Below are 26680 nucleotides of genomic sequence, written 5' to 3'. Positions count from 1 at the left end.
TCGCCCCGGGCGGACGGTAGGGGGTGAGGTCCGGTCGTGTCCGACACGGGTGTGGAGGTGACCGCGCTGTCCGCGCGCTCCCGGGCCCTCGCCGTGCTGCGGGTCCGCAGCAGGGCCACGGCCGTCGCCCTGCTGCCCGCCGCCGCCGCGGTCGTGCTCTTCGCGGGTCAGGTGAGCGGGCACTTCGCCCGGGGCGGCGGCTGGGACGTGGCCCGCTGGGTGCTCACGGGGACGGCCGTCGCGGTGCTGCTCGTGGCGGCGGGCATCGGGCTGGTCGTGACGCGGTCCCGGCCGGCGGTCAGTCCGACCGTGCCGATCAGTGAGAGTTCCGCGCCCGATCTGTACCGGCTGGTCCGGGACCTCGCGGACCGTCTCGACGTGCCCGTCCCCTCGGCGGTGGCCCTCACCCCCGACTGCGACAGCTGGCTGGAAGACCGTACGCACCGGTCGCAGAAGCCCTCCCCCGGCACGGAGCCGGCCGCCGGCCCCACCGGAGGGAACACGGCGGCACGGCGCCGCAAGCCCCCGAAGGACCGGGAGTCCGGCCGGGAGGCCCCCGTGCTGATCATCGGGTCACCGTTCCTGTGGTGGATGCGGGTCGCCGAACTGCGGGCCGTCCTCGCCCCCGTCGTCGCGGGCACGGGCCCCTCCGCGCACCCCGACATCGCCGCCGCCCGGCGCTTCGTCCGCGGGCTCGACGCCGCGGTCGCCGTCGCCTCCGAACCGGGCCGCGGCCCGCTCGCACGGCTCGCGCTCGGGGTGACGGGGGGCATCGCGCGCCTGATGCTGCGGGCCTGCCGCACGGACGCCACCGAGATGGAACGCGGGGTCGCCGCGGCGGCGGCCGAGCGTGCGCAGGACGTCGACTACGGGCTGCGGATCGTCGCGCAGGAACAGGTCGGGCTCGCGTACGCGGGCTGGGACCGACTGCTGACCAGGGTGGCGCTGCCGGCGTGGCGGGTCGGCCGCTGGCCCGCGCGGCTCGACGCCGGGGTCGTCGCCGCGCTGACGGAACTCTCCCGACGGGACCGGCTCGCCGAAGGGTTCGCGGCCCGGCTCGGCGAACGCCCCGCCTGTGACCTGTTGGAGGAACCCGGGGCGGTCGACGAGGCCGCCTCGCTGCTCGCCGCGCGGCTGTTCCACGGCGGGCCCGCCGAGACGGGACGGGACTGGGCCCCCGTGGCCTGGCAGGCGTACCCCGAGGAAGTCGTGGACCGCACTTGGCGGACCGAGGCGGCCCGACTGCACCGGGTCCTGGACGCGGCGGGCGTGCCGCGGGGCGGCGGCGGTCCGACGCTGGCCCGGGTCCTCGACCACCTGACCCTGCCGGCCCCGGCGCCGTCCGCCCCCGCGCAGCCCACCGCCCCCGCACCGATAGCCGGTCCGGGGCACCTCCCCCCGGACCCCACCAGCAACACCCCCACCAGCAGCGGCCCCGACGACCGTCCCGGCGACGACGGCCCCGACGACGGCACCCACCCCCGTACCTACGACGACCCCGACCACGGGACGCACCCCGACCACGCGGTGTACGACGACCACACGGCGTACGACGAGGTCGGAACGTACGACGACCACGCGGCGTACGGCGAGGACGGCGACGAAGAAGCCCCCGGCACCCCCCGCTCCGGGGAACTGGCCGCGGCGCTCACCGCCCAACTGGCCCGCGAGGAGGGCCCGCCCCGCCCCGGCGCCCCCGCCGGCCGGTCCGCCGACGAGGTCCTGTGGAACGAGGGAGTCCTGCCCCTCTTCCCGCTCCAGCCGCCGCGCAGCGGCCGGGACCTGCTGGCCGAACACGTACTGGCGACGGTGTGCTGCGCGGCCGTCGACACCGCGGGCGCGGCCCCCGGCCTCGACTGGCTGGACGGCCCCTCGCTGCTCATCGCCGGGGAACGGGTGGCCGACCTCCCGGCCCGGGTCCTGACCCTGGTGGACCGGGGCGACCCCGCACCCCTGCGCGGCTGGCTCAGCGACCGGTGCGTCCGTACCGACAAGCCGCTGCGCCTGGTCTGAACGCCCGTTCCGCACGCCCCGGTTGACCGGCCCATGGCGCTCGACGAACGCGTGAACGCCGGACACGGGGGCGCAGCGGAGGGCGGAGCCGTCCCCCGTACGTGCCGTGTACCCGCTCAGGACGCATGGAACACCGCCAAATAACGACGAACGGTGACGGAACGCGTGCGTAATGTGATGTGCTGGGTCCGCCCCGCGGCGCAGCGCCCGGGCGGAGGACCGGGCCCGGGGGACTCAGGGAGGGGACCGCATGGCGCCGAAGGACGAGGAACAGACCCCGCGCGAGAAGCCGCGACGCATCAGCCGTTGGGAGTCGGGTGCCCTCGCCCACGCGGTGAACGACCCCTTCGGTCTGGGTCCGCTCCCCTGGTTGCGGGGCCGTGAGCACTTCTTCGACGACACGGGACAGGTCGTCCCCTGGTACGTCGACACCCCGCCGGACACGGCCCGTCCCCGTGACCGCCCCGCCGTTCCCGCCCCGGCCCGTACCGCCCGGCCGGGTGCCCGGGTGCCCGCGCCCCGCTCGTCCTCGGGCTTGCGCACCGCCGACGACGTGCGCTGTCAGATCAAGGGGTTCGCGTCCACCGCCGCGGTCGCCCCGGGCGCGGCCATCGATTTCCACATCACGGTCAACCCGCCGCAGCAGTTCAGTGTGGACGTCTACCGCATCGGCCACTACGCGGGTGACGGCGCTTCGAAGATCGCCACCAGTCCCCGGTTGTCGGGCATCGTCCAGCCCGCCCCGCTCACCGCCGACCGCACGGTCTCCTGTCACCACTGGTGGTTGTCCTGGCGGCTCCAGGTGCCCTCGTACTGGAATCCGGGCGCGTACGTCGCGGTGTTGACCACCGTCGACGGGTACCGCTCGCACATCCCCTTCACGGTGCGCGACGACCGTCCCGCGGACCTGCTCCTGCTGCTGCCGGACATCACCTGGCAGGCGTACAACCTGTACCCGGAGAACGGTCGGACGGGCGCGAGCCTCTACCACGCGTGGGACGGGGACGGCCGGCTGCTCGGCGAGTCGGAGGCCGCGACGACCGTCTCCTTCGACCGCCCGTACGCCGGTGCGGGGCTGCCCCTGCACGTGGGGCACGCCTACGACTTCATCCGCTGGGCCGAGCGGTACGGCTACGACCTGGCGTACGCGGACGCCACCGATCTGCACGCGGGCCGGGTGGACCCCAGTCGGTACCGGGGGCTGGTGTTCCCGGGGCACGACGAGTACTGGTCGGCGAACATGCGCCGTACCGCCGAACTGGCCCGGGAGCAGGGCACCTCGCTGGTGTTCCTGTCCGCCAACACCATGTACTGGCAGGTCGAGCTGAGCCCGTCCGCGTCCGGCACCCCGGACCGGCTGTTGGTCTGCCGCAAGCGCCGGGGTCCCGGCAAGTCCGCGCTGTGGCGGGAGGCCGACCGGCCCGAGCAGCAGCTCATCGGCATCCAGTACGCGGGCCGGGTCCCCGAACCCCAACCGTTGATCGTCCGCAATGCCGGCCACTGGCTGTGGGAGGCGACCGGCGCGCACGAGGGCGACGAACTGCCGGGCCTGGTCGCCGGGGAGGCCGACCGCTACTTCCCGCGGGCCCCGCTCCCCGGGCACCAGGAGCGCGTCCTCCTCGCGCACTCCCCGTACCGGGACACCGAGGGCGGCCGACGCCACCAGGAGACGTCCCTGTACCGCGCACCGTCCGGGGCGCTGGTCTTCGCCTCGGGCACCTTCGCCTGGTCACCCGCGTTGGACCGGCCCGGGCACGTCGACCCGCGGGTCCAGCGGGCCACCGCGAACCTCCTCGACCGCATCTGCAAGCGCGACTGAGCCGGCGCACGCCACCGCTGTCACGCCCCCCGCGCGCCCCGCCCCGAGGTCCACCGCACCGGTACGGGACAATCACGGCAGCACTCGTACAGAACCACGGGGAGGCCTCGTGTCCGGATTCGTCGAAAAGCCCGAACCGCTTCAGGTTCCGGGGCTGGTGCATCTGCACACCGGCAAGGTGCGGGACCTGTACCGCAATGACGCGGGGGACCTGGTGATGGTCGCCAGTGACCGGATCTCCGCCTACGACTGGGTGTTGCCGACGGAGATCCCCGACAAGGGGCGCGTGCTGACCCGGCTGTCCCTGTGGTGGTTCGACCAGCTCGCCGACCTCGCCCCGAACCACGTCCTGAGCACCGAGCTGCCCGCGGGTGCGCCGGCCGACTGGGCGGGCCGCACCCTGGTGTGCAAGTCGCTGCGGATGGTCCCGGTGGAGTGCGTGGCCCGCGGTTACCTCACCGGCTCCGGGCTCGTCGAGTACCAGCAGTCCCGCACGGTCTGCGGCATCCCGCTGCCCGAGGGGCTCACGGACGGCTCCGAGCTGCCCGAGCCGATCTTCACCCCGGCGACCAAGGCGGCGGTCGGCGAGCACGACGAGAACGTCAGCTTCGACGAGGTGGTCCGCCAGGTCGGCGCGGACACCGCCGAGGCGCTGCGGGACACCACCCTCGCCGTCTACGCGCGCGCCCGCGACGTCGCCCGCTCGCGCGGCATCGTCCTCGCGGACACCAAGTTCGAGTTCGGGTTCGACGGGGAGGTGCTGACCCTCGCGGACGAGGTGTTGACCCCGGACTCGTCCCGTTTCTGGCCGGCCGAGACCTGGGAGCCGGGCCACGCCCAGCCCTCCTACGACAAGCAGTACGTACGGGACTGGCTGACGTCCTCCGCGTCCGGTTGGGAGCGGGCCGCCGAGGTGCCGCCGCCGGTGTTGCCCGAGGCGGTCGTGGCGGCGACCCGGGCGAAGTACCTGGAGGCGTACGAACGTCTGACGGGTACGTCCTGGCAGTGACCGGCGCGGTCCTGCGGGGCCCGGGAACGGGTGAAGCCCCGGCCGATGTGGTCGGCCGGGGCTTCACCCGCGTACTGCGTACGATCCTGAGCGGACGACGAGGTTCGAACTCGCGACCTCAACCTTGGCAAGGTTGCGCTCTACCAACTGAGCTACGTCCGCCGGTGCCCGAGGGCGGAGCCCACTATACCCAACCGCGTTCGCGCGCGAGCCGCACCGCGGTGTGCCGGTTCTCCGCGCCGAGCTTCGTCGCGGCCGACGACAGGTAGTTGCGGACCGTTCCCGGGGACAGCGCGGCCCGCTCCGCGATCTCCGCGACGGGCGCCCCGTCAGCGGCGAGCTCCAGCACCTCGGCCTCCCGGGCGGTCAGCGGGGAGTCCCCGGCGGAGATCGCGTCGGCCGCCAACTCGGGGTCGACGTAGCGGTTTCCCCCATGGACGGTGCGGATGATCTCGGCGAGCCGTTGGGCGCTCACGGTCTTCGGGACGAAGCCCCGCACGCCCGCCGCGAGGGCCCGTTTCAGATGACCGGGGCGGCCGTGGCTGGTGACGATGAGCACTCGGCAGTCGGGGAGTTCCGCCCGCAGGGATGTGGCCACGCTCACACCGTCCGCGCCGGGCATCTGGAGGTCCAGGACGGCGACGTCGGGGCGGTGGGCACGGGCCATCGCGAGCGCTTCGGGGCCGGACGCCGCCTGGGCGATCACCCGGAGGTCGTCCTCCAGGGCGAGGAGGGCCGCGAGTGCGCCCCTGATCAGGTGTTCGTCGTCGGCGAGCAGCACCCGTACGCCGGGGCTCCCGTCTGCCGTGCTCATTCCGTTGCCTCCTGAGGGGTCGACGTGTCGCCACCCCGCCGTCCATGGGCGTCGCCCGACGCCAGGTCCGCACCCCGTGCACCGTCCGCACCTCGTGCACCGTCCGCACCGGCCGCGCTCCGCTCACGGGACGCAGCGGCCTCACCGGACCCACCCGCTTCGTCCGGGGTCAGGGGTACGCGGGCCGCGACCCGGAACACCCGCCCCCCGGCCCGCTCGACGGCCCCGGCATTCCCAGTCGCCCCGGCAGCCCCGGCGACCCCAGTGGCTCCGGCGGCCCCAGTGGCCCCGGCCTCCAGGGTGCCGCCGACCCGGGCCAACCGCTCCCGCAGCCCGGCGAGCCCGGTCCCGCCCGCCCTGGTGGTCCCACCTGCCCCGGTGGCCCCGGCGGTCGGGGCCACCCCGTCGCTCTCCACGGTCAGGGTCACCGTTGCGTCCTCCCGTACGAGGGCGATCGCGCACCGTTCGGCGTCACCGTGCCGCAGGACGTTCGTGGTGGCCTCCCGCACCACCCAGCCGAGCACCGACTGCACCTGCGGGGGCAGCCCGGCCGCCGAACCGGTCACCCGGCAGGTGATCCCGGCGGCGGTGAGGACGCCCTGCGCCCCGGCGAGTTCGGCGGACAGATCGGCCTCCCGGTAGCCCCGGACGACCTCCCGCACCTCCCGCTGGGACTCCTGTGCGATCCGCTGCACCTCCACCATCTGCTCCACCGACTCGGGCCGCTCCCGACGGACCAACTGCACGGCCAGTTCGCTCTTCAACGCGATGACGGCCAGGTTGCGGCCCAGCACGTCGTGCAGGTCCCGCCCGAAGCGCAACCGTTCCTCGGCGACGGCCAGCCGGGTCCGGGTCTCGCGGGCCTCGTCCAGCTCGATGACGACGGTCAGCAACCAGATGGAGAACGAGGAGGTCAGGGCGACGAACCCGCTGAAGATCGTGATCATCACGCCCATCAGCAGCGACGGCAGCGGCCCGAACCCCACCGCGAGCCCACCACCCGCCGCGAGGGCGCCCGCCGTGCAGACCATCGTGAGGACCTGCCGGGTCCCGCGCATGCCGAGCGCGAGGGTGCCCGCACCGAAGGAGACGATCGTGAGGTAGTAGGCACCGCCCGCGGACAGTCGGTCCTGTTCGGCACGGGCCTGGCTGTCCGGGTCGATGCCCCAGACCGCGAGCAGCAGTGCGGTCACGGCGATCACGGCGGTGCCCGCGGCGAGCAGCAGCAGGGCGCCGCCGGGCTTGCCCCGGGTCCCGCAGACCCAGTCCAGGGACCGGGACACCGCGAGCGAGATCAGCCCCGCGTGCACCAGCACCAGCACCAGCACCACGACTCCCGCGGTCCGCGGCATGCTGGTCAGGGGCACGAACCCGGCGACGGCGATCTCGATCAGTGCGAACAGGTGGAAGGACCCGCGGGTGTACGACTCGACCTTCGCCGTCGTGCTCTTGTCACGCCACCAGGCGTCCGGTCGGCGCATCACCCCGCTCACCCCCTCACACCGCCCCTTCTCACCCGTCCGGTACGCCGCCGGGCGCCCCCGGCGGCGGACGGGCCCGGCGGACGCGCCCCCACGGTCAGTGCCGTGGTTCCCAACGGAACCACCGGCGTACAGCAAACACCGCGAGCGCGGTCCAGGCCACCGCCGTGGCCAGGGCGGTCAGGGTCTCGCCGCCGGACAGTGCCCCGGTCCAGCCGCCGCGGACCAGGGTGATCGCGCCGGTCAGCGGCAGCAGTTCACCGACCCTGGCGAGCCCGTCGGGGAAGATCTCCAGCGGCACGGTGATCCCGGAACCGATCATCGAGACCAGCACCAGCGGCATGACCGTGACCTGTGCGCTCTCCGAGCTGCGGCTGAACGCCGCGGTCACGGCGCCGAGCGCCGCGCACAGCACGATCCCGAGCAGCAGTCCGAGGACGGCCAGGTGCGGGGCCTGCGGGGCCCCCACGTCCAGCAGCACCATGCAGCCGATGACGAGCACCAGGGTCTGGACGAGGGCGATGCACACCGAGGGCAGGGCCGCGCCGCCGAGTATCTCCACGTCCCGCAGCTCACCGACGCGCAGCCGCTTGAGGACCAGTTCCTCGCGGCGGGTGACGAAGATCGCGGTGAGCGCCATGTAGACGGCGAACAGCAGCGAGAAGCCGATGGCCGCGGGCAGCAGGATCGTCCCGATGGACAGCCCGGTGTCTTCGAGGTCCATCTGCTCGGTGGCGCCGCGCATGCTGAACGGCAGGATGAGCGGGACGAAGGCCGCCGCGAACAGGGTGCCCTTGCTGCGCACCAACAGGGTCAGCTCGGCCCGGGCGAGTGCGGTCATGCGCCCGGTGGCGGTGGTGGTGGCCCGGGCGTCGTTGCGGGGCGTGACGCGGTCCGTCGGATCGGCGGACCGGGGCGGGGCGGTGCTCACAGCGCCGGCTCCTTCGGGTGGGGGTTCTGGCTGGTCGGGGCGGTGGTGGAGCTGCTGAGCCCCTCGGCTTCCCGCGCGATCCGCAGGAACGCTTCCTCCAGCGAGGCGGAGCGGACGTCCAGCCCGCGGAGTTCCAGCGACTGCTGCTCGGCCCACACGAGCAGACCGGTGGCGGCCCGCTGGAGTTCATGGGTGCGCAGTCGCACGGTCCGCCCGTTGACGTCGTGGTCGGCGACCCCGAGCTGACCCAGGGGCGGCAGGTCCCCCACGTGGTAGCCGTCGGGGAGTTGGAAGGCGATGATCGAGGGCTGCGAGGCGACGACGTCCGCGACGCGACCCTCGGCGGCGATGCGCCCCTCGTGGAGGATCGCCAGCCGGTCCGCCAGGTCCTCGGCCTCTTCGAGGTAGTGGGTGGTGAGCAGCACGGTGGTGCCGCGGTCGCGCAGTTCGCGCACCAACTCCCAGGTGTCCCGGCGGCCTTCGGCGTCGAGCCCGGTGGTCGGCTCGTCGAGGAACAGCACCTCGGGCCGGCCCAGCAGGGCGAGCGCCAGGTCCAGCCGGCGACGTTCGCCGCCGGAGAGCTGCTTGACCCGGACGGGGCCGCGCTTGAGCAGGCCGACGATGTCGAGGGCCTCGTGCGCGGGGCGGGCGCCGCTGGTGCACCCCGCCCACATGCGCACCGTCTCGTTGACCGTCAGCTCGGACGGGAAGCCGCCCTCCTGGAGCATCACCCCGATCCGCGGGCGGATGACGGCGCGTTCCGTGTACGGGTCGTGGCCGAGGACGCGGACCTGCCCGGAGGCCGGGGTGGCGAGGCCCTCCAGCACTTCGAGCGTCGAGGTCTTCCCCGCGCCGTTCGTGCCGAGCAGGGCGAAGAGTTCGCCGCGCCGCACGGAGAAGGTGACGCCCCGGACGGCTTCGAAGGTCTTGTCCTGCGGGCCGCCCCCGTTCCGGTCGCCCTCGGCGGCGGTGCCGGGGCCGTTGTTCTTGCCGGTCTTACCGCGCCCGGAGGGACCGCCCCCGTAGACGCGACGCAGATCGGTGACGTCGATCACGCGCTCTTCGGTCGCTTCGGTAGTCATGTCATCGATTTTCGCCCGGAGCGGGTCCGGAAACCGATGTGGGGTGTCATCACTGGGCATGACAAATGTCAGACGTCGCGGAGCCGGGAGGGAACGGCGAGAGGCGAGCGGCGACAGGGAAGCGGCAAGCGATGCGGGACGGTGCCGCCCATGCAAGAAACCCCAGTCAACTACCAGTGACCGGGGTTTCCTTGATGAATCCGTACGAAGTACGACCTGAGCGGACGACGAGGCTCGAACTCGCGACCTCAACCTTGGCAAGGTTGCGCTCTACCAACTGAGCTACGTCCGCATGGCATCCGACCGGCTTCCACCGAGCGGCGCGAGCACCACCCTACCTGATCCACTTGCGTGGTCGGTAAGCGATGCAGAGCGGGTGACAGGAATTGCACACTGCGCCTTCCCCCTGGAAGGGGGATGTTCTACTACTGAACTACACCCGCACGACCTCTGAGCTGGGCTTTTCTGCCCCGCCCCGTTGGCGTGCCCAAACTCTAACGGATCACGGGGGGTGCTGCGCAAGTCGGTGCCCCGCGCGGACGTTGACGGGACGGCGCCGGGACGCAGACGGGGCAGTGTCGGGACGCGGACGGGGCGTCGCCGGGACGTCGACGGGCTCCCGGTTCCCACCCGTTTCCCGGGTGGGAACCCCGCCGCCCGCTACACCCGAAGGTGTTCCGCGCCCCGCCCGACGGCGAACCACCACCCGGACGGGTCGCGGGCCGCCCGACCGAAGGGCCGCGACACCGACCACCGGAAGTCGACTGTCCGGGGGTGCCGGGGACGCCGGTGAGTGCCAGGGGCCGGGGGTCCTCAGGCGCTGAGCTGCCCCGTCCCGGGCGGGCAAGTCCCGGGCCGGGCCAGCCGGTTGGCTGCCCGGCCGGTCAGTTGGCCGCTTCGAACGCCTCGTACACCCGCTTGGGGATGCGTCCCCGCGGCGGCACGTTCATCTGGTGCGACCGGGCCCAGGCCCGGACCGCCGAAGGCGCGGGCGTCAACGCGGTGTGCCGGTACACCTGGGGGGTCGGATGGGCCCCCGCCCGGGCCTTGCGACCTGCGTGCACATACGGGGCCAGGGCCTTACGCAGTTTCCTCGCATTGGCCTGATTGAGATCGATCTCGTACGACTGCCCGTCCAGCCCGAAGGCGATCGTTTCCGCCGCTTCTCCGCCGTCGATGTCGTCGTGGAGAGTGACTACGACACGCTGCGCCACGAATATCGGTCCCTTCGTGCGACCTCGCCGCATTGAGGTGCGGTGATGCCGACTGTCCGGCTGCTTGAGGCAAAGTATCGGTATTGCCTTTTCCTTTGTACAGGGCAGGGCATTGAACGGGGAAGACCTTTTATTGCGTTCAGCGTGTCCGGTACGTGTCGTGTCTATTGCGGGGACGGTCTTTTCCGGGATTTTCGGTGAAGGTTGACTACGCTGCCTGGACGGGGTGAGGGCCGTCACGTAGGTACCTACGAATCTACGCGGGTAGAAATTTCGTACGGGTAGTCTGAAGCGACCTGCTCAGCACCACACACCGGGAGTGCCAGTGGCACGCGTCGTAGTCGACGTCATGCTCAAGCCGGAGATCCTCGACCCCCAGGGGCAGGCCGTGCAGCGCGCGCTGCCCCGCCTGGGCTTCGACGGCATCGCCGACGTACGTCAGGGAAAGCGTTTCGAACTCGAGGTCGAAGGGCCGGTGGACGAAGCCGCCCTCGCACGCATTCACGAGATGGCCGAGACGTTCCTGGCCAACACCGTGATCGAGGACTTCGTCGTCAGGGTTGACGGGGCCGCCGGGCCCGCTGAGTCTTCTGCGGGTGCCGCTGCCGGAAAGGCCGGAACGAAGTGACCGCCCGTATCGGTGTCGTCACCTTTCCGGGCACCCTGGACGATCACGACACCCAGCGGGCCGTCCGGGTCGCCGGAGCCGAGGCCGTTCCGCTGTGGCACCGCGACAAGGATCTGAAGCAGGTCGACGCCGTCGTCCTCCCGGGTGGATTCTCGTACGGCGACTATCTGCGCGCGGGAGCGATCTCCCGGTTCTCGCCCGTGATGGAGACGATCATCGCGGAGGCAAAGGCGGGAATGCCGGTCCTGGGAATCTGCAACGGATTCCAGGTGCTGACCGAGACGCATCTGCTGCCCGGCGCGATGTTGCGGAACAATCACCTCCACTTCATCTGCCGCGACCAGAAGCTCCGCGTCGAGACCACCGCCACCGCCTGGACCGCCGACTACACCGCCGGCCAGGAGATCTCCGTCCCGCTCAAGAACATCGACGGCCGCTACGTCGCCGACGAGCGCACCCTCGACGAGCTGGAGGCCGAGGGCCGGGTCGCCTTCCGCTACCTGGACGTCAATCCGAACGGATCGCTGCGCGACATCGCGGGCGTCACCAACGCCGCGGGCAACGTCGTCGGCCTGATGCCGCACCCCGAGCACGCCGTCGAAGGACTGATCGGCACCGGCCGCACCGACGGCCTCGGGTTCTTCACCTCGATCCTGAACAACCTGGTGCGGAAGGGAGCCGTGGCATGACGCTGGACACGGTCAAGCACGCGACCGGCACCCCCGAAGCCGAGCAGCCCTGGCAGCAGCTCGGCCTGAAGCGGGACGAGTACGACCGCATCCGCGAGATCCTCGGTCGCCGCCCGACCGGCGCCGAACTCGCCATGTACTCGGTCATGTGGTCCGAGCACTGTTCGTACAAGAGCAGCAAGGTCCACCTGCGCCAGTTCAGCGACAAGGCCCCGCAGACGGACGCCCTCCTCGTCGGCATCGGCGAGAACGCGGGCGTCGTGGACGTCGGCCAGGGGTACGCGGTCACCTTCAAGGTCGAGTCGCACAACCACCCCTCGTACATCGAGCCCTACCAGGGCGCGGCCACCGGCATCGGCGGCATCGTCCGCGACATCCTCGCGATGGGCGCCCGCCCGGTCGCCGTCATGGACCCGCTGCGCTTCGGCGCCGCGGAGCACCCCGACACCAAGCGCGTCCTGCCGGGCGTCGTCGCGGGCGTCGGCGGCTACGGCAACTGCCTGGGCCTGCCGAACATCGGCGGCGAGGTCGTCTTCGACGCCTGTTACCAGGGCAACCCGCTGGTCAACGCCCTGTGCGTGGGTGTCATGAAGCACGAGGACATCCACCTCGCGAAGGCGTCCGGCGCCGGCAACAAGGTCATCCTCTACGGGGCCCGCACCGGTGGCGACGGCATCGGCGGCGTCTCGGTGCTCGCCTCGGAGACCTTCGAGGCCGGCAGCGGCGTCCCGGCCAACCGCCCCGCGGTCCAGGTCGGCGACCCCTTCCAGGAGAAGCTGCTCATCGAGTGCACCCTGGAGATCTTCGCCGAGAAGCTGGTCCACGGCATCCAGGACCTCGGGGGCGCGGGCCTGTCCTGCGCCACCAGCGAGCTGGCCAGCGCCGGTTCCGGCGGCATGCGCGTCGACCTGGACACCGTGCCGCTGCGCGACGCGACCCTCTCGCCCGAGGAGATCCTCATGAGCGAGTCGCAGGAGCGCATGTGCGCGATCGTGGAGCCCGGCAAGGTCGAACGCTTCCTGGAGATCTGCGAGAAGTGGGACGTCATCGCCACCGTCATCGGTGAGGTGACGGAAGGCGAGCGGCTGGAGATCTTCTGGCACGGCGAGCAGATCGTCGACGTGCCGCCGCGCACGGTCGCCCACGAGGGCCCCGTCTACCAGCGCCCGTACGCGCGCCCCGACTGGCAGGACACCCTCCAGGCGGACGACGCGAACAAGCTGCCCCGCCCGGCCGACGCCGCGCAGCTCAAGGACCAGGTCCTCAAGCTCGTCGCCTCGCCCAACCAGGCGTCCAAGGCGTGGATCACCGACCAGTACGACCGGTTCGTGCAGGGCAACACGGTCCTGGCCCAGCCCGAGGACTCGGGCATGATCCGCATCGACGCGGACACCAACCTCGGTGTCGCGGTCGCCACGGACGGCAACGGCCGGTACGCCAAGCTCGACCCCTACGCGGGTGCGCAGCTCGCGCTGGCGGAGGCGTACCGCAACGTCGCCACGACCGGTGCGAAGCCGCTGGCCGTCTCCAACTGTCTGAACTTCGGTTCGCCCGAGGACCCCGCGGTGATGTGGCAGTTCGCGGAGGCCACCCGTGGTCTCGCCGACGCCTGCCAGGTGCTCGGCACCCCGGTCACCGGCGGCAACGTCTCCCTCTACAACCAGACCGGTGACACCGCGATCCACCCGACGCCGGTCGTCGCGGTCCTCGGCGTCATCGACGACGTCACGCGCCGCACGCCGGTCGGGTTCGCGGAGGAGGGCCAGCTGCTGTACCTCCTCGGCGACACCCGCGAGGAGTTCGGCGGATCGGCGTGGTCCGAGGTCGTCCACGAGCACCTGGGCGGACTGCCGCCGGTGGTCGACCTGGAGCGGGAGCGGCTGCTCGCCGACATCCTGATCTCGGCCTCCCGCGACGGCATGGTCGACGCCGCGCACGACCTCTCGGACGGCGGGCTCGTCCAGGCGGTCACCGAGTCCTGCCTGCGCGGCGGGAACGGCGCCCGACTGGTCGTCCCCGACGGTCTCGACGCGTTCACCTTCCTGTTCTCCGAGTCGACGGGGCGCGCGGTCGTCGCCGTTCCGCGGTCGGAGGAGCTGCGCTTCACCGACATGTGCGGGGCGCGGGGCCTGCCCGCCACCCGGATCGGTGTCGTCGACGGCGACGCGGTCGAGGTGCAGGGCGAGTTCACGCTGTCCCTGGCGAAGCTGAAGGCGGCCCACGAGGAGACGATCCCGGCGCTGCTGGCCTGACGACCAACGGTCAGCCGGACCCCACCGGTCCGGCTGACTCCCTCTGCATCCACTGCATCCACTGCATCCACTGAGCCCTCCGAGCCGGCAGCCGCCGGCTCGGAGGGCTCAGTCATGCCCCGGCACACCACCTCCCAAGCCACCCGTACGAAGCATTGTTCGCCATTACGTAACTACGTAATATAGACCCATGGAACTGGAGCAGCGGGTCACCGCCCTGGAACGCCGACTGGCCGCCCTGGAGCACGCGGACGAACCCGGCGAGCCGAGCGCCTTCCGCGCCCCCGACGAGCCGGGGGCGCCCGAGGAGTCGGTGCAGTCGGTGCCGCCAGTGCAGTTGGGGTCGTCCCGGGAGCAGCCCACGAGCGAAGGCACCCCCCGCGCTGACTTCTGGGCACTGGAGGGCTTCAAGGAGCAACTCGCCGAGGCCGGCCCGATCGCGGAGGACGGCGGCGTCCTGTTCACCGGCGCGGTCGCCCTCCCCGGCGGCGAGCGGTACGAGTGGCAGTACGGCGAGCTCACCGGCCGGCTCATCGAAGCCGACTGGTCGGAGCGGGCCGAAGCGTTCGCCGCCCTCGGCCACCCGGTGCGGCTGAGGCTGCTGCGGGAGGTCCTGACCGGAAGCCGCACCGCCGCCGAGCTGACGAGCCTGGACGGCCTCGGCACCACCGGCCAGACCTATCACCACCTGCGCCAACTCACCGCGGCCGGCTGGCTCCACAGCCAGGGACGCGGGCGGTACGAGGTGCCGTCCACCCGCGTGGTCCCCCTGCTGGTCGCCCTGAGCCTGGCGAAGTCCCCATGACCACCCGACAGCCCACCTCCCGGGAAAAGAAGATGCCGAACCGACCCCACCCGACCCGCCGTAGGGCCGTCACCTACCTGTCCATCAGCTACCGCCTGACAGGGCTGACCCTGGGCGCCCTGATCATCGGGAGCTTCGTCTTCGACCCGCTGGACCGGCCCCCGTTCCCGCTGCTCTGGCCACTGCTGGGCGTGACCATGCTGGTCCTGCTCCTGGTCACCCGGCTGGTCCGCCCCGCGAGGAACGGACAACCGGCCAGGGAGCCGGTCGAGGTGGCGCCACCGGTCACCGGCCGCTGGACCGCATTGAACAGCCCTGCGGACAAGGTCCCCAGCCACGGCACCCATGGCTACGGGCAGACGTACGCCATAGACGTGGTCGCCGAGCCGGAGCCGGACCGCATACCCGGCGACCGCACTGGCGACCCGACCGGAGACCCCACCGAGGGGCTGCGCCCCGCCTTCAACTGGCTCTGGCCGCTGACCCGTCGCCCGGATGCCTTCCCGGCCTTCGGCGCCCCGCTCCTGGCGGTGGCCGACGGCACGGTGGTCCGCGCATCCGACACCCAACGGGACCACCTGAGTCGTACCTCGCTCCCGATGCTGGCGTACCTGATGCTGGTCGAGGGCATGGCCCGCGCCATGGCGGGCCCCACCCGGGTCACCGGCAATTACGTCATCCTCGATCTCGGCGACGACACCTACGCGATGTACTGCCATCTGCGCCGAGGTTCGCTGAAGGTGCGTCCGGGCGATCGCGTCCGGGTGGGCCAGGTCCTCGCCACCTGCGGCAACTCCGGCAACTCGACGGAACCGCACGTCCACTTCCAGCTGATGGACTCGCCCGAGCTGGACGCGGCCAGGGGCGTGCCGTTCCGCTGGCGGGGCGTGGGGCTCCCGGCGAACGGCGAGACGTTCACGGTGGACGCTGCGGCAGAGGCGGAGACCGCTGTGGAGACGAAGGCCGCGGCAGGGTAGGAGTGAGCCGGCGCGCAGCGGGGCGGGGCGGGGCGGGGTTGGGGGAACGAGGGAGGGGTGGGGGTGGGGGAGGGGGAGGGGGAGGGCCCCCAAGCCTCGCCTGCCCCCCACCTGGCCCCCCGGTCCCCCATTCAGCGCAACAGCCCCGGTGGATAGGCTCGCTGCATGCCGCCAGCCAGCAAACGCGTTCGTTCCTTCGACCCGGCCCGGACTCGCGTCGCCGTGCTCACGCAGTACCGTCACGTCCGTGCGGCGGTCGCGGAGCTCACCCCGGAGCAGTTCGCCGAACCGACCCGGCTCGGGGACTGGACGGTACGGGACCTCGCAGCGCACCTCTCGCTCGTCCTGGGGTCCGTCGCACGGAACCTGGAGCTGCCCGAGCCCGCGCGGCAGGAACTCACGCTCGACGCGTACCCCGCGGCCACGTCCACGGTGGCCGGAGCCGTTGACACCTTGGCCCGCAGCACCGCTGCCGAAGCGGATGCCGAGGAACTGTTCGCCCGCGCGGCCGACCGGGTCGAGGAGGCGTTGGCCGGGGTTCCCGACGAGCGGATCGTCCCGACGCGGTTCGGTGCGATGCGGCTGTCCGACTTCCTGGTGACCCGGGTGGTCGAGCTGGTCGTCCACACCGACGACCTCAACGACGCGATCGGGCCGGCCGTTCCGATCGACGGCAAGGCCCTCGCGATCACCACCCGTTTCCTCGCCGACGTGCTCGCGCTGAAGGCACCGGGCGGGGCGGTGGAGGTACGCGTCCCGCCGTACGCGGTGGTCCAGTGCGTCGAGGGGCCGCGGCACACCCGGGGCACCCCACCGAACGTCGTGGAGACCGATCCGCTGACCTGGATCCGGTTGGCCACGGGACGCACCGACTGGGCGGCGGAACTCGGTGCGGCCACGGTTTCCGCCAGCGGGGAGCGGGCGGACCTCACGGAGTTGCTGCCCCTGCTGGGCTGAGGCGTTGAGGGCGCGCCCCACCGCACCCGCACCCGCGCCCGCATCCGCGCACCCCGGACCCGCATCCCGCACCCGGACCCCGGAACCGCACCCCGGGCCGGGACCCCGCACCTGGACGCCAGGAGGGCGACCCATGCAGGACAAGCCGGACGAGCCGAACAAGGCGGATGAGGCGGACAAGCCGGATGAGCAGGACGAGCCGAACAAGCCGATCGACCGCAGGGCTTCGCGCCGCAGGGTCTGGGGAATCTGCGCCTCCGTGGTCGTCCTGATCGCCGGATTCGGCGCGTACCAAATCCGTTGGGTGTCCTCGGCACCGCACGCCTCGGACGAACGGTGCGGCGGGGTCGTCGACCGGGCCCCCGACTCCCTCGCGGGGCAACCCCGGAAGTGGACGTTCAACGAGGGCACCGTCGCATGGGGCCGGGGCGGTTCCGTCCTGCGCTGCGGGGTGGACGAACTGCCGCCGACCCCGGACCTGTGCGTATCGGTCAACGGCGTCGACTGGGTCCTGGACGAGCAGCGGCTGGAGCGGGACGGGGTCAGCGTGTTGACCACCTACGGGCGTTCCCCCGCGGTGGAGTTCGTTCACGAGGGGGCGAAGGAGGAAGCCGGCGCGGCCCTGACCGATCTGGCCGACGCGGTGCGGGACTTGCCCCGCGAACGCAGGTGTATCGGGTTGGACGACGTCTGACCCGACCCCGTCGGGCGTTTTGGGAACCGTGACGGGAACCACGACGGGGCCCGTCCCGTCACATCGGCATGGACATGCGACGGCGCACCCCCCTGACCGCGACCGCACTGGCTTGTCTCCTGGCGGTCGCCGGCACGGCCTGCGGCAACCAGGTGAACTCCGGCGACGGCGACGGCGACCGCGGCGGTGACGGTGACGGCGGTGCCGGGAGCGCGGGCCGTGCGAAGGGCGCCGACCGCGCGGACGCCACCCACGGGACGGGCCCGCTCTCCGGCACCCGCTGGACCGTCAGGAGCCTGACCGCAGGCGGCCGTGAGTACCGGCCGCCGACCGGCGCGCACCTGGCGTTCGAGGGGAAGTCCCGCGCCAGCGGCAGCTACGGCTGCAACACCTTCGACGCCGACGTCACCGTCACCGGGCGGAACGTCACCTTCCGTGAGCAGGAGTCCACCACCAGGGGGTGCGACCCGGCGGTGTCCGACTTTGAGGACCGTCTCGCCGCCACGCTCCGCGCCGGTGCGCTGGAGTTCGCGCGCAAGGGCGATGCGCTCACCCTGACGACCGCGAAGGGCGACCACGTGGACCTGGCTGCGGGGAAGACCCCGCGGGACGTTCCGCTGACCGGGACGAAGTGGGTGGTGAACACGCTGGTCGAGGGCGGGAGCAGCATCTCGGTCCCCGGGGGCGCGGCGTCCGCGGCGCATCTGACGTTCGGGAAGGGCGGCGAGGTCAGCGGCACCCTCGGGTGCAACCGCTTCTCGGCCGAGGCGAAGATCGGGGACGACGGGACGCTCACCCTCTCCGATCCGGCGATGACCCGCATGGTGTGCGACGACCGGGCGATGCGGACGGAGCGCGCGCTCTCCCGGCTGTTCGGCGGTGCGAAGGTCGATTACGAGGTGAACGGGAACTCCCTCAGGCTCATCGCCCCTGATGGGAGGGGTGCAGTGGCCACTGCGGCACCCGCCGTCCCGCCCACGGACGGGGCTACCGGCCGAACCGGCCGGTAAGTGATTCGTCTTACGGATGGCGTCCCCAATTCGGACCAGTGGTCGATCTCGCCTACACTCGGTGCCGTGCCACGTGGTGACGGTCGACTCAATCACGATCTGCTCCCCGGTGAGAAAGGCCCCCAGGACGCTTGTGGCGTCTTCGGTGTCTGGGCTCCGGGCGAAGAGGTCGCAAAGCTCACGTACTTCGGGCTCTACGCCCTCCAGCATCGGGGCCAGGAATCCGCAGGAATCGCGGTCAGTAACGGCTCCCAGATCCTCGTCTTCAAGGACATGGGCTTGGTCTCCCAGGTCTTCGACGAGACCTCCCTCAGCGCCCTCCAGGGCCACATCGCTGTGGGACACGCACGCTACTCGACCACCGGCGCATCGGTCTGGGAGAACGCCCAGCCGACTTTCCGCGCCACCCCGCACGGCTCCCTGGCACTCGCCCACAACGGCAATCTGGTGAACACCGCCCAGCTCGCCGAGATGGTCGCCGAGATGCCCAAGCGGGAGGGCCGCGCCACTCAGGTCGCCGCCACCAACGACACCGACCTCGTCACGGCCCTGCTCGCGGGGCAGACCGACGACGACGGGAAGCCGCTGACGATCGAGGGTTCCGCCGCGAAGGTGCTGCCCGAGGTGAAGGGCGCCTTCTCGCTCGTCTTCATGGACGAGAACACCCTGTACGCCGCGCGTGATCCGCAGGGCATCCGGCCCCTGGTGCTGGGTCGGCTGGAGCGCGGCTGGGTCGTCGCCTCCGAGTCCGCCGCGCTCGACATCTGCGGTGCGACGTACGTCCGGGAGATAGAGCCCGGTGAGTTCGTCGCCATCGACGAGAACGGCCTCCGCACCTCGCGATTCGCGAAAGCGAAGCCCAAGGGGTGCGTCTTCGAGTACGTGTACCTGGCCCGTCCTGACACGGACATCGCCGGGCGCAACGTCTACCTCTCCCGGGTGGAGATGGGCCGTCGCCTCGCGCGGGAAGCGCCCGCCGAAGCGGACCTGGTGATAGCGACTCCGGAGTCCGGGACCCCGGCTGCGATCGGGTACGCGGAGGAGTCCGGCATCCCGTTCGGCGCCGGTCTGGTGAAGAACGCGTACGTGGGCCGGACCTTCATCCAGCCCTCGCAGACCATCCGCCAGCTGGGCATCCGGCTGAAGCTGAACCCGTTGAAGGAAGTCATCAGGGGCAAGCGGCTGGTCGTCGTGGACGACTCGATCGTGCGGGGCAACACCCAGCGCGCCCTGGTCAAGATGTTGCGCGAGGCGGGCGCCGCCGAGGTGCACATCAGGATCTCCTCGCCGCCCGTGAAGTGGCCCTGCTTCTTCGGCATCGACTTCGCGACCCGTGCCGAACTCATCGCCAACGGCATGACCGTCGAGGAGATCGGCAAGTCGTTGAGCGCCGACTCCCTGTCGTACATCTCCCTCGAAGGCATGATCGAGGCCACCACCATCGACAAGCCCAATCTGTGCCGGGCCTGCTTCGACGGTGAGTACCCGATGGAGCTGCCCGACCCCGAGCTGCTCGGCAAGCAGCTGCTGGAGACCGAGCTGGCGGCGGGTCCCGCGGCCACCGCCGCGGTCGACGCGCTCCGTCGCCCGTGATCCCCCGAAGAACCCACACGAAGGTTCCGCACGCATGTCTGGTGAATCCCCTGTGAGCACCCCCGTTTCCGGTTCCGGCGCGAGTTACGCGAGCGCGGGTGTCGACATCGAGGCGGGCGACCGCGCGGTGGAGCTGATGAAGGAGTGGGTGCGCAAGACGAAGCGCCCCGAGGTCGTCGGCGGTCTCGGCGGCTTCGCCGGGCTCTTCGACGCCTCCGCCCTCAAGCGCTACGAGCGTCCCCTGCTGGCGTCGGCGACCGACGGCGTCGGCACCAAGGTCGACATCGCCCGTCGGTTGGGCGTCTACGACACGATCGGCCACGACCTGGTCGCGATGGTCATGGACGACATCGCGGTGTGCGGCGCGGAGCCGCTGTTCATGACCGACTACATCTGTGTCGGCAAGGTCCACCCGGACCGGGTCGCCGCGATCGTGAAGGGCATCGCCGAGGGCTGTGTCCTCGCGGGGTGCGCCCTGATCGGCGGCGAGACGGCCGAGCACCCCGGGCTCCTCGGCCCGGACGACTTCGACGTGGCCGGTGCCGGTACGGGCGTGGTGGAGGCCGATCAGCTGCTCGGTCCCGATCGCATTCGCACGGGTGACGCGGTGATCGCGATGGCCTCCTCGGGCCTTCACTCCAACGGGTACTCGCTGGTCCGGCACGTCCTGTTCGACCGGGCCGGGTTCGCGTTGGAGAGCCACGTGGAGGAGCTGGGGCGGACCGTCGGCGAGGAGCTGCTGGTGCCGACCCGGATCTACTCGCTGGACTGTCTGGCGCTGGCCCGCACCGCGGAGGTGCACGCCTTCAGCCACATCACCGGGGGCGGGCTCGCGGCGAACCTGGCGCGGGTCGTCCCGGACGGGCTGCACGCCGTCGTGGACCGTTCCACCTGGGCGCCGGGCGCGGTGTTCGACCTGGTGGGTTCCGCCGGGCAGGTGGAGCGTCTGGAGCTGGAGAAGACCCTGAACATGGGGGTCGGCATGATGGCGGTGGTGCCCGCCGAGTCGGTGGAGGTCGCGCTGACGCTGCTGGCGGACCGGGGCGTGGACGCCTGGGAGGCCGGCGAGATCACCGAGCGCGGTGCGCACTCCACGGGCGCGGCGCTGGTCGGGGACTACGCGAAGTAGGTCCTCCCGGACCCACGGACCCTCACGATCCGATGATCTTCTTGGCGACGGTGACCGCGGCGGCTTCCGCAGCGGTCACCGGAAGCACGGGCAACACCGGAAGCATCGGCAACACCGGAAGCACCAGAAGTATCGGCAGTATCGGCAGCACCGGCAGTGTCAGCCCGGGTGCGGCTCAGTGTGCGGGAGCAGCACGAAACCCGGTCCGGTGTTGCTGGCCCGGACCGGGGTTGGTGCGACGGGTCGGCGGTGCCCCGACCGGAGTGACCGCTCGCGCGGGCGTGCCGGTCGACGGCGGTGCCGACTGCTGTGGACTACAGGCTGCTGAGGAGAACGTGCGCGGCCGTGGCGTCAAGCGCCGCGACGGTGCGACTGCGACGGGGAACCGGGCTCGTCGCCCTCGTCCTCGTCGTCATCGACGTTGTAGAGATCCGCGTACCGTGCGTACGGGTCGTTGTCCTCGTCGTCCTCGATCGGCTCGCCGTTCGGCGGCTGGCTCGAAGTCGATGCGCCCAGCTCGTTGGCCAGACGTGACAGGTCCGTTCCGCCGCTGTTGTACTTCAGCTGGCGGGCGACCTTTGTCTGCTTGGCCTTGGCCCGGCCGCGCCCCATGGCTCGACCCCCTCGGTGACGGGGCTCGACGGCCCCAGAGTCTTGACACGCGTTCATGATCTGGAACGGACTCTCCGTGGAGAGACCGGTCCGTAGGGCTTCCACGGTACCTGCTCCTGCGGCCATCCGGTACGTCGCCCGCAGGACGCGCGTGTGCGCTGGACCCGCGAGGCGCCCCGTCCTCGCTGGTCAACCGCGATTTTAACCTCTTCTTGGCAGGCGACCCGCCGACGGGCTGTGAGTCTCATGTCTCAGCCGCCGCGCGGCCCCTCCCACGCCGTGCTCCGGAGCCGTGCCGGGCCCCGACACGCCCGGGTTCCGGCCGGGTGGTGCCGGGGCCCGGGAGCGTCGGGCGCGCTCCGTCGCGGGTGGGGCGGATCAGCCGTCCGTGCAGCGCGCTTCGGCCATTCTCTGTTCGGCGATCCGGTCGGCCGCGGCGGCCGGCGGGATGCCGTCGCTGTTCGCACGTGCGAATATGTCGAGCGTGGTGTCGAAGATCTTCGACGCCTTGGCCCGGGCCCGCTCGAAGTCGAATCCGTGGAGTTCGTCGGCGACCTGGATCACGCCGCCCGCGTTGACCACGTAGTCGGGGGCGTAGAGGACGCCGCGGTCCGCGAGGTCCTTCTCGACGCCGGGGTGGGCGAGCTGGTTGTTGGCGGCGCCGCACACTACGCCGGCGGTGAGGACGGGCACGGTGTCGTCGTCCAGTGCTCCGCCGAGTGCGCAGGGCGCGTACACGTCGAGTCCGTCGACCCGGATCAGGGCGTCGGTGTCGGCGACGACCCGGACCCCGGGGTGCAGCCGGGTGATCCGGCGCACGGACTCCTCGCGGACGTCGGTGACCACGACCTCGGCACCGTCGTCGAGCAGGTGCTGGACCAGGTGGTGGCCGACCTTGCCCACTCCGGCGACGCCGACCGTCCGGCCGCGCAGCGAGGGGGCGCCCCAGCGGTGTTGGGCGCTGGCCCGCATCCCCTGGAAGACGCCGTACGCGGTGAGCACCGAGGAGTCGCCCGCGCCGCCGTTCTCGGGGGAGCGGCCGGTGGTCCAGCGGCAGGCGCGGGCCACCACGTCCATGTCGGCGACGTAGGTGCCGACGTCGCAGGCGGTCACGTAGCGGCCGCCGAGGGAGGCGACGAACCGGCCGTACGCGAGCAGCAGCGCCTCGGTCTTGATCTGCTCGGGGTCGCCGATGATGACGGCCTTGCCGCCGCCGTGGTCGAGTCCGGCCATGGCGTTCTTGTACGACATTCCGCGGGCGAGGTTGAGCGCGTCGGTGACGGCCTCGGCCTCGTCGGCGTACGGGTAGAAGCGGGTGCCGCCGAGGGCGGGGCCCAGGGCGGTGGAGTGGAGGGCGATCACGGCCTTGAGGCCGCTGGCCCGGTCCTGGCAGAGCACTACTTGTTCGTGGCCCCCCTGGTCCGAGTGGAACAGGGTGCGCAGGACGCCGTCGGATACTTCGGTCACGGTGGTGACTCCCGGGTGCGTAGCGGCGGTGGTGGCCCGGACCCGTTCGGGTGGTGGGCCGGGTGGGACGAGCGTAGGGCCTCGGTGTCACGGTGGCCGGTTCGCGGTAGGTTTCCGCGTCGGCCCGCGGGGGAGGGAGCAGGGGTGCCCAAGGTGTCCTCGGTGATCGTGCCGTACGCGTCCTATCTGCGGGTGTACGAACCGCTCGCGGCCTTCCCGGAACCGGAGCGCAGCCATTGGGCGCGCTATGCCCGGCGGGTCGACCGGCCGTCCTGCCAGGACGAACTTCGGCGTTCCCTGGCGGACCTGTTGCCCACCCCACCGGTCGCGGTGCCGGTCCACGAGAGTGACGACGCGTTCGTGGCCGAGGTCGACGGGGTGCTGTGCGTGTGTCCGTGGCGGACCCGGTTGCGGGGCTGGCAGGCGCTCGACGCGTTGGCGTCCGGTGGGCGGTTGCCGCCGGCGGTGCTCGACGCGGTGCTGCCGCCCGTCGTCCGCAAGGAGAGCGCCGACGACTACGAGCGGTGGCGGGCCCGCAATCCCGACGCCCGTCCGTGGATCCGTACCGCGACCTGGCAGGTGCCGTTGGCCTGGTTCGTGCTGGTGGCCGACGAGGAGCGGGAGCACCAGGGGGCGGAGCCGGCGGACTCCCCGGATTCCCCGGAGCTGGCAGAGCTGTCGGAGTCGGCGGAGCCGGCGGGGGATGTGCCGGTGTTGCGGTACCGGACGCAGATGGTCCAGGCGCGGCGGCGGGTGGCGCGTGGCTTGAAGGCGTTGCGGGCTGCGTTGGGCGAGGGGCCGCAGATCGATGCGCTGGTGGACGTGGGGTCGTGGCTGGAGGAGTTCCATCCGCGGTCGTTGGTCGAACTGGACTACGGGGGGCTGGTGCACGCGCTGCCGGCCGCGCACCTGGCGGCCGATCGTTCGGCGGCGGACGTGGCGGAGGGCATCGAGGCGCTGCGCCGGGGGGACGGGGACGCGGCCGGGGAGGCGTACGGGCGGCTGGCCGCGCGGTGGCGGGTGGTGCGGGACCGGCAGTCGGCGAGTTGAGCGGGGCGGCGTTGCTCGGGGGAATCCGTACGGGTCGGTCGGTCCGTGCCGAGGCCACTGATTCGGTCGTGTTCGCGCGGGGGGTGCGGGAACCGGCCGCGGTGTCCTGACAAGCTGTTTCCTGGCATGGTGGGGGCGGCGCCGGCCCGGTGCGCGGGTTGGCGCGGGGTGCGGAGCTGCGGATTCCGTTGCCGGGACGTGTGGGTTCCGGTGCGCGTGGGGCCCGGCGCTCGGCGCGTGGGTCGGCTGTGTGCGTCGTCGGCGGTGCGGGCCGGCGGTGCGGGTCGCTCGGGACGCTGGTCGTTCGCGGCGGTCGGCGGTCGCTCGCGGTGGTCGGGGTCCGGCGGTCGGGGGAGCGCGCGGGGCCGGAGGTAAAGACGGGTCGGGACGTAGGTCCTGATCCGGTCTTTTGCGTCAAGCGTGACGGACCGCACTATCCCGGGCCTTGCGCCCATCACCCGTCCTCGTGCCAAAATAGGACAAGGAGTCCGGGGAGGGCTCCATCCATCCGAGTCTGGGCAGAATGCTCCGCATTGCACGCTATGGGGGGTCTGTTGACCTCTGCTCACTCTGTGACAGATTGTCACGGGGGTGTGACTGTCCGCTATGGGGCGGTCCATCGGCATCCGTCGGTGATGAACACCTGGGAGGGCAATTCCATCGGTTTGGCCGACGCGGCTGGACAGATGGTGTAGTTGTAGTGCCGAGGACAAGCCGTTCGTCCTATAACCGACTCGACCCGCGTCCGCCATTTCGGGCAACGCGTGTCAAGGTGCAGAATTTAGAGGAAAGAACCGAGAAGGTTCGGTTCTCCCGAGGAGGCCGCTCATGACAGCTCGCACCCCTGATGCCGAGCCGCTGCTGACCCCGGCTGAGGTCGCCACGATGTTCCGCGTCGACCCGAAGACGGTCACGCGCTGGGCCAAGGCTGGCAAGCTCACGTCGATCCGCACGCTCGGCGGACACCGCCGCTACCGCGAAGCCGAGGTACGCGCGCTACTGGCGGGCATTCCCCAGCAGCGCAGCGAAGCCTGAACAACCGCACGACCGGGCAGGTTCACCGGGTCCCCCACTCGGTGCGCACGCCCGCAGCACAGCACAGCCACACATGACGTCGGTCCTGCCCCAACAGGACCGTGCCGGGACGAGTGAGCAGTACGTCGAGGCCGTGACGTCGATCGCGCTGGACTCCGCCGGGTCCAGCGCGATTTTTCTTTGTGCGGATTCCGCGACTCCCGTTGTGCGGATTCCGTGGTGCCGCGGAACGCCCCGCGCCCGCCGGCCCGCTCGGCTGCTCTTCCCCGGCCCCCAACACCCCCTGGTGGGCGCCCTGGTGGCGCCCCCGACCGCCTCGGGTGGCGCCGGTCGACGTTCCGGAGCCGCCCAGGCGCCCTCACGGCCCCCGTGGGGGCTGGGGGGAGGGTCGGGGCCTCTTCCCGACTCACGCGCTCCGTAACGGTCCCTGACGGGCCCTCAGGGCCCTGTCGCGCCGCCCTGCCGGCCGCGGGGGGTTCGAACGGCCTTCGAGAGGCCCTGGAACAGTTTTCGAGCGGTTCTCGAGCGGTCCTCGAACGGAGGGTGCGGGCCCGGTGCGGCGGTCCGCTTGTCGGACTCTGCGGGGCTTGCGTGGGTGGTGCCGGATGTTCCGTGAACTGTCCCGGATGCCGGTGCAATTGCACATATTAAATTGACCGTTTGTAGGACAGGGGTAAGCCCAGGGGTTCCCGAAACTCTTACGGTGACACCCGTCACATGCGCGGTCGGTTGTTGCCCGACGGGCAACTGCGGTAGTGCACCGGCCCCGTGAGGTCGCTCCGCCCGCCGTCCCCGTCCATGCTTCTGCCTGGTGCCCCCGTGGCGGCCGTTGATCTCGTACGCGTCATTCGTTCGGGGGAATCTCCCGCTCGGGGTCTTCCCTCGACTCCGTGAGGTGTGTAGGGGGCTCCATGGCCAGCTTCTGGAGCGCGGCGCACACCGGACAGTGTCGGACCCGGTGGCGGACCCGGTGGCGGTGGCGGGAGGCCGCCGACGGATGGGGGCGCAGCAGCGCCCGCGTTTCGTGTCGAGCAACAGGTGCCGTGCGCCCACCTCCAGTGCTCCACCGGGGAGTCCTGCGATGAGGAGGTACCCATCCGGGAGCCCGTCGTCAACCCGGCGCGGCCCAGCCGTGCTCCGGGCGCGGCCGTGCGGGACGGACGGGGCGGGCAGAACAGCAGAATGGCCCACATCCGCAGGGGATGTGGGCCGTTGCGCGGTCCTGACGGGATTTGAACCCGCGGCCTCCACCTTGACAGGGTGGCGAGCACTCCAAGCTGCTCCACAGGACCAGGTTTCGCGGCGCTCCGTACTGCGTTGCGCTGCGAAACAGGACTGTACAGCAGGGCCGGCCGTGCGGTCGAACTCACTCAGGGTGCGGGGGTCGTTACCGGCCGTTCGGCGTGCGTCACCGCACTC

At 71.6% G+C, this 26680-nt stretch carries 23 protein-coding genes and 4 tRNA genes; 15 read left to right on the top strand and 12 right to left on the bottom strand.

Going from position 1 to position 26680, the window contains the following annotated elements; translation table 11 throughout:
- Positions 1-36 precede the first annotated feature (36 nt).
- From ACFV88_RS01750 to ACFV88_RS01740, 3 genes are all read left to right on the top strand, one after another.
- Complete coding sequence (locus ACFV88_RS01750; protein ID WP_385484849.1) at positions 37-2013, top strand: hypothetical protein; 1977 nt, start codon at positions 37-39, stop codon at positions 2011-2013.
- Positions 2014-2263: 250 nt separating this feature from the next.
- Positions 2264-3832 carry a N,N-dimethylformamidase beta subunit family domain-containing protein gene (locus ACFV88_RS01745; RefSeq protein ID WP_385484847.1) on the top strand — a complete coding sequence of 523 codons (1569 nt, stop codon included), beginning with the start codon at positions 2264-2266 and terminating at the stop codon, positions 3830-3832.
- Between the two features lie 109 nt (positions 3833-3941).
- Positions 3942-4841 (top strand): phosphoribosylaminoimidazolesuccinocarboxamide synthase, encoded by a 900-nt coding sequence (locus tag ACFV88_RS01740; protein WP_385484845.1) that lies wholly within the window; start codon positions 3942-3944, stop codon positions 4839-4841.
- A gap of 89 nt (positions 4842-4930) precedes the next feature.
- On the opposite strand, the gene ACFV88_RS01735 is transcribed toward ACFV88_RS01740, so the two are convergent.
- The 8 genes from ACFV88_RS01735 to ACFV88_RS01700 all read right to left on the bottom strand — a co-directional run bounded on the left by ACFV88_RS01735 (position 4931) and on the right by ACFV88_RS01700 (position 10363).
- Positions 4931-5003: transfer RNA gene (locus ACFV88_RS01735), tRNA-Gly, on the bottom strand.
- Between the two features lie 22 nt (positions 5004-5025).
- Positions 5026-5655: a response regulator gene (locus ACFV88_RS01730; RefSeq protein WP_385484843.1), complete on the bottom strand. Its 630-nt coding sequence runs from the start codon at positions 5653-5655 to the stop codon at positions 5026-5028.
- The gene (locus ACFV88_RS01725) at positions 5652-7136 is read right to left on the bottom strand and encodes a sensor histidine kinase (protein WP_385484841.1); all 1485 of its coding nucleotides are present in this window, start codon (positions 7134-7136) and stop codon (positions 5652-5654) included. The genes ACFV88_RS01730 and ACFV88_RS01725 overlap by 4 nt, the downstream gene beginning before the upstream one ends.
- A 97-nt stretch (positions 7137-7233) precedes the next feature.
- On the bottom strand, positions 7234-7977 hold the full coding sequence (locus ACFV88_RS01720) for an ABC transporter permease (protein ID WP_385485185.1): 744 nt from the start codon (positions 7975-7977) through the stop codon (positions 7234-7236).
- Positions 7978-8063: 86 nt separating this feature from the next.
- Positions 8064-9149, bottom strand: a complete 1086-nt coding sequence (locus ACFV88_RS01715) for an ABC transporter ATP-binding protein (protein ID WP_385484839.1) — start codon at positions 9147-9149, stop codon at positions 8064-8066.
- A 219-nt stretch (positions 9150-9368) separates the two neighbouring features.
- Positions 9369-9441, bottom strand: a tRNA-Gly gene (locus tag ACFV88_RS01710).
- A gap of 79 nt (positions 9442-9520) precedes the next feature.
- Positions 9521-9592: transfer RNA gene (locus ACFV88_RS01705), tRNA-Gly, on the bottom strand.
- Positions 9593-10033: 441 nt separating this feature from the next.
- Entirely contained in the window at positions 10034-10363 is a 330-nt protein-coding gene (locus ACFV88_RS01700; protein WP_385484838.1) for an Lsr2 family protein, read from the bottom strand.
- Positions 10364-10688: 325 nt separating this feature from the next.
- Here ACFV88_RS01700 and purS point away from each other — a divergent pair, with 325 nt between their 5' ends.
- The 10 genes from purS (at position 10689) to purM (ending at position 21097) form a co-directional block, all read left to right on the top strand.
- Complete coding sequence (purS, locus tag ACFV88_RS01695) at positions 10689-10991, top strand: phosphoribosylformylglycinamidine synthase subunit PurS (RefSeq protein WP_385484836.1); 303 nt, start codon at positions 10689-10691, stop codon at positions 10989-10991.
- Positions 10988-11680, top strand: a complete 693-nt coding sequence (gene purQ, locus ACFV88_RS01690; protein WP_385484834.1) for a phosphoribosylformylglycinamidine synthase subunit PurQ — start codon at positions 10988-10990, stop codon at positions 11678-11680. Before purS ends, purQ begins: the two co-directional genes overlap by 4 nt.
- On the top strand, positions 11677-13932 hold the full coding sequence (gene purL / locus ACFV88_RS01685) for a phosphoribosylformylglycinamidine synthase subunit PurL (RefSeq protein WP_385484832.1): 2256 nt from the start codon (positions 11677-11679) through the stop codon (positions 13930-13932). The genes purQ and purL overlap by 4 nt, the downstream gene beginning before the upstream one ends.
- Positions 13933-14122: 190 nt before the next feature.
- Positions 14123-14737, top strand: a complete 615-nt coding sequence (locus ACFV88_RS01680; RefSeq protein ID WP_385484830.1) for an ArsR/SmtB family transcription factor — start codon at positions 14123-14125, stop codon at positions 14735-14737.
- A 32-nt stretch (positions 14738-14769) separates the two neighbouring features.
- Positions 14770-15714 carry a M23 family metallopeptidase gene (locus tag ACFV88_RS01675; RefSeq protein WP_385485183.1) on the top strand — a complete coding sequence of 315 codons (945 nt, stop codon included), beginning with the start codon at positions 14770-14772 and terminating at the stop codon, positions 15712-15714.
- Positions 15715-15879: 165 nt separating this feature from the next.
- Positions 15880-16671: a sterol carrier family protein gene (locus ACFV88_RS01670; RefSeq protein WP_385484828.1), complete on the top strand. Its 792-nt coding sequence runs from the start codon at positions 15880-15882 to the stop codon at positions 16669-16671.
- Between the two features lie 133 nt (positions 16672-16804).
- A complete protein-coding gene (locus tag ACFV88_RS01665; RefSeq protein ID WP_385484826.1) occupies positions 16805-17365 on the top strand; it encodes a DUF3515 family protein in 561 nt (186 codons plus the stop codon).
- Between the two features lie 74 nt (positions 17366-17439).
- The gene (locus ACFV88_RS01660; protein WP_385484824.1) at positions 17440-18375 is read left to right on the top strand and encodes an META domain-containing protein; all 936 of its coding nucleotides are present in this window, start codon (positions 17440-17442) and stop codon (positions 18373-18375) included.
- Between the two features lie 66 nt (positions 18376-18441).
- On the top strand, positions 18442-19968 hold the full coding sequence (purF, locus tag ACFV88_RS01655; protein ID WP_385484822.1) for an amidophosphoribosyltransferase: 1527 nt from the start codon (positions 18442-18444) through the stop codon (positions 19966-19968).
- A 52-nt stretch (positions 19969-20020) separates the two neighbouring features.
- Positions 20021-21097: a phosphoribosylformylglycinamidine cyclo-ligase gene (purM, locus tag ACFV88_RS01650; protein ID WP_385484820.1), complete on the top strand. Its 1077-nt coding sequence runs from the start codon at positions 20021-20023 to the stop codon at positions 21095-21097.
- Between the two features lie 351 nt (positions 21098-21448).
- On the opposite strand, the gene ACFV88_RS01645 is transcribed toward purM, so the two are convergent.
- Together ACFV88_RS01645 and ACFV88_RS01640 are read right to left on the bottom strand one after the other, a co-directional pair.
- Positions 21449-21709: a DUF3073 domain-containing protein gene (locus ACFV88_RS01645; RefSeq protein ID WP_385484818.1), complete on the bottom strand. Its 261-nt coding sequence runs from the start codon at positions 21707-21709 to the stop codon at positions 21449-21451.
- A 378-nt stretch (positions 21710-22087) separates the two neighbouring features.
- Positions 22088-23176: a Leu/Phe/Val dehydrogenase gene (locus ACFV88_RS01640; RefSeq protein WP_385484816.1), complete on the bottom strand. Its 1089-nt coding sequence runs from the start codon at positions 23174-23176 to the stop codon at positions 22088-22090.
- Between the two features lie 144 nt (positions 23177-23320).
- On the opposite strand from ACFV88_RS01640, the gene ACFV88_RS01635 reads away from it, so the two are divergent.
- A complete protein-coding gene (locus ACFV88_RS01635) occupies positions 23321-24226 on the top strand; it encodes a hypothetical protein (protein ID WP_385484814.1) in 906 nt (301 codons plus the stop codon).
- An 828-nt stretch (positions 24227-25054) separates the two neighbouring features.
- Positions 25055-25261 carry a developmental transcriptional regulator BldC gene (gene bldC / locus ACFV88_RS01630; RefSeq protein WP_003949541.1) on the top strand — a complete coding sequence of 69 codons (207 nt, stop codon included), beginning with the start codon at positions 25055-25057 and terminating at the stop codon, positions 25259-25261.
- Positions 25262-26105: 844 nt separating this feature from the next.
- Here bldC and ACFV88_RS01625 read toward each other — a convergent pair.
- Positions 26106-26270, bottom strand: a complete 165-nt coding sequence (locus ACFV88_RS01625; protein WP_385485181.1) for a DUF6274 family protein — start codon at positions 26268-26270, stop codon at positions 26106-26108.
- 208 nt (positions 26271-26478) lie between these two features.
- Positions 26479-26553, bottom strand: a tRNA-Asp gene (locus tag ACFV88_RS01620).
- Between the last annotated feature and the right edge of the window lie 127 nt (positions 26554-26680).

This window comes from Streptomyces sp. NPDC059816 (assembly GCF_042732055.1).
GTDB lineage: Bacteria > Actinomycetota > Actinomycetes > Streptomycetales > Streptomycetaceae > Streptomyces.
Note: the sequence above shows the minus strand (reverse complement) of the source record. Positions and strands in the feature narration are given on the sequence as shown.

What these genes read in the sequence shown, in the direction of transcription:
- ACFV88_RS01670 (WP_385484828.1), top strand. Translation starts at nt 15,880, where the DNA reads ATGCCGCCAGCCAGCAAACGCGTTCGTTCCTTCGACCCGGCCCGGACT.
- ACFV88_RS01660 (WP_385484824.1), top strand. Translation starts at nt 17,440, where the DNA reads ATGCGACGGCGCACCCCCCTGACCGCGACCGCACTGGCTTGTCTCCTG.
- ACFV88_RS01675 (WP_385485183.1), top strand. Translation starts at nt 14,770, where the DNA reads ATGCCGAACCGACCCCACCCGACCCGCCGTAGGGCCGTCACCTACCTG.
- purL (WP_385484832.1), top strand. Translation starts at nt 11,677, where the DNA reads ATGACGCTGGACACGGTCAAGCACGCGACCGGCACCCCCGAAGCCGAG.
- ACFV88_RS01745 (WP_385484847.1), top strand. Translation starts at nt 2,264, where the DNA reads ATGGCGCCGAAGGACGAGGAACAGACCCCGCGCGAGAAGCCGCGACGC.
- ACFV88_RS01680 (WP_385484830.1), top strand. Translation starts at nt 14,123, where the DNA reads ATGGAACTGGAGCAGCGGGTCACCGCCCTGGAACGCCGACTGGCCGCC.
- ACFV88_RS01725 (WP_385484841.1), bottom strand. Translation starts at nt 7,136, where the DNA reads ATGCGCCGACCGGACGCCTGGTGGCGTGACAAGAGCACGACGGCGAAG.
- ACFV88_RS01715 (WP_385484839.1), bottom strand. Translation starts at nt 9,149, where the DNA reads ATGACTACCGAAGCGACCGAAGAGCGCGTGATCGACGTCACCGATCTG.
- ACFV88_RS01720 (WP_385485185.1), bottom strand. Translation starts at nt 7,977, where the DNA reads ATGACCGCACTCGCCCGGGCCGAGCTGACCCTGTTGGTGCGCAGCAAG.
- bldC (WP_003949541.1), top strand. Translation starts at nt 25,055, where the DNA reads ATGACAGCTCGCACCCCTGATGCCGAGCCGCTGCTGACCCCGGCTGAG.
- ACFV88_RS01730 (WP_385484843.1), bottom strand. Translation starts at nt 5,655, where the DNA reads ATGAGCACGGCAGACGGGAGCCCCGGCGTACGGGTGCTGCTCGCCGAC.
- ACFV88_RS01665 (WP_385484826.1), top strand. Translation starts at nt 16,805, where the DNA reads ATGCAGGACAAGCCGGACGAGCCGAACAAGGCGGATGAGGCGGACAAG.
- ACFV88_RS01645 (WP_385484818.1), bottom strand. Translation starts at nt 21,709, where the DNA reads ATGGGGCGCGGCCGGGCCAAGGCCAAGCAGACAAAGGTCGCCCGCCAG.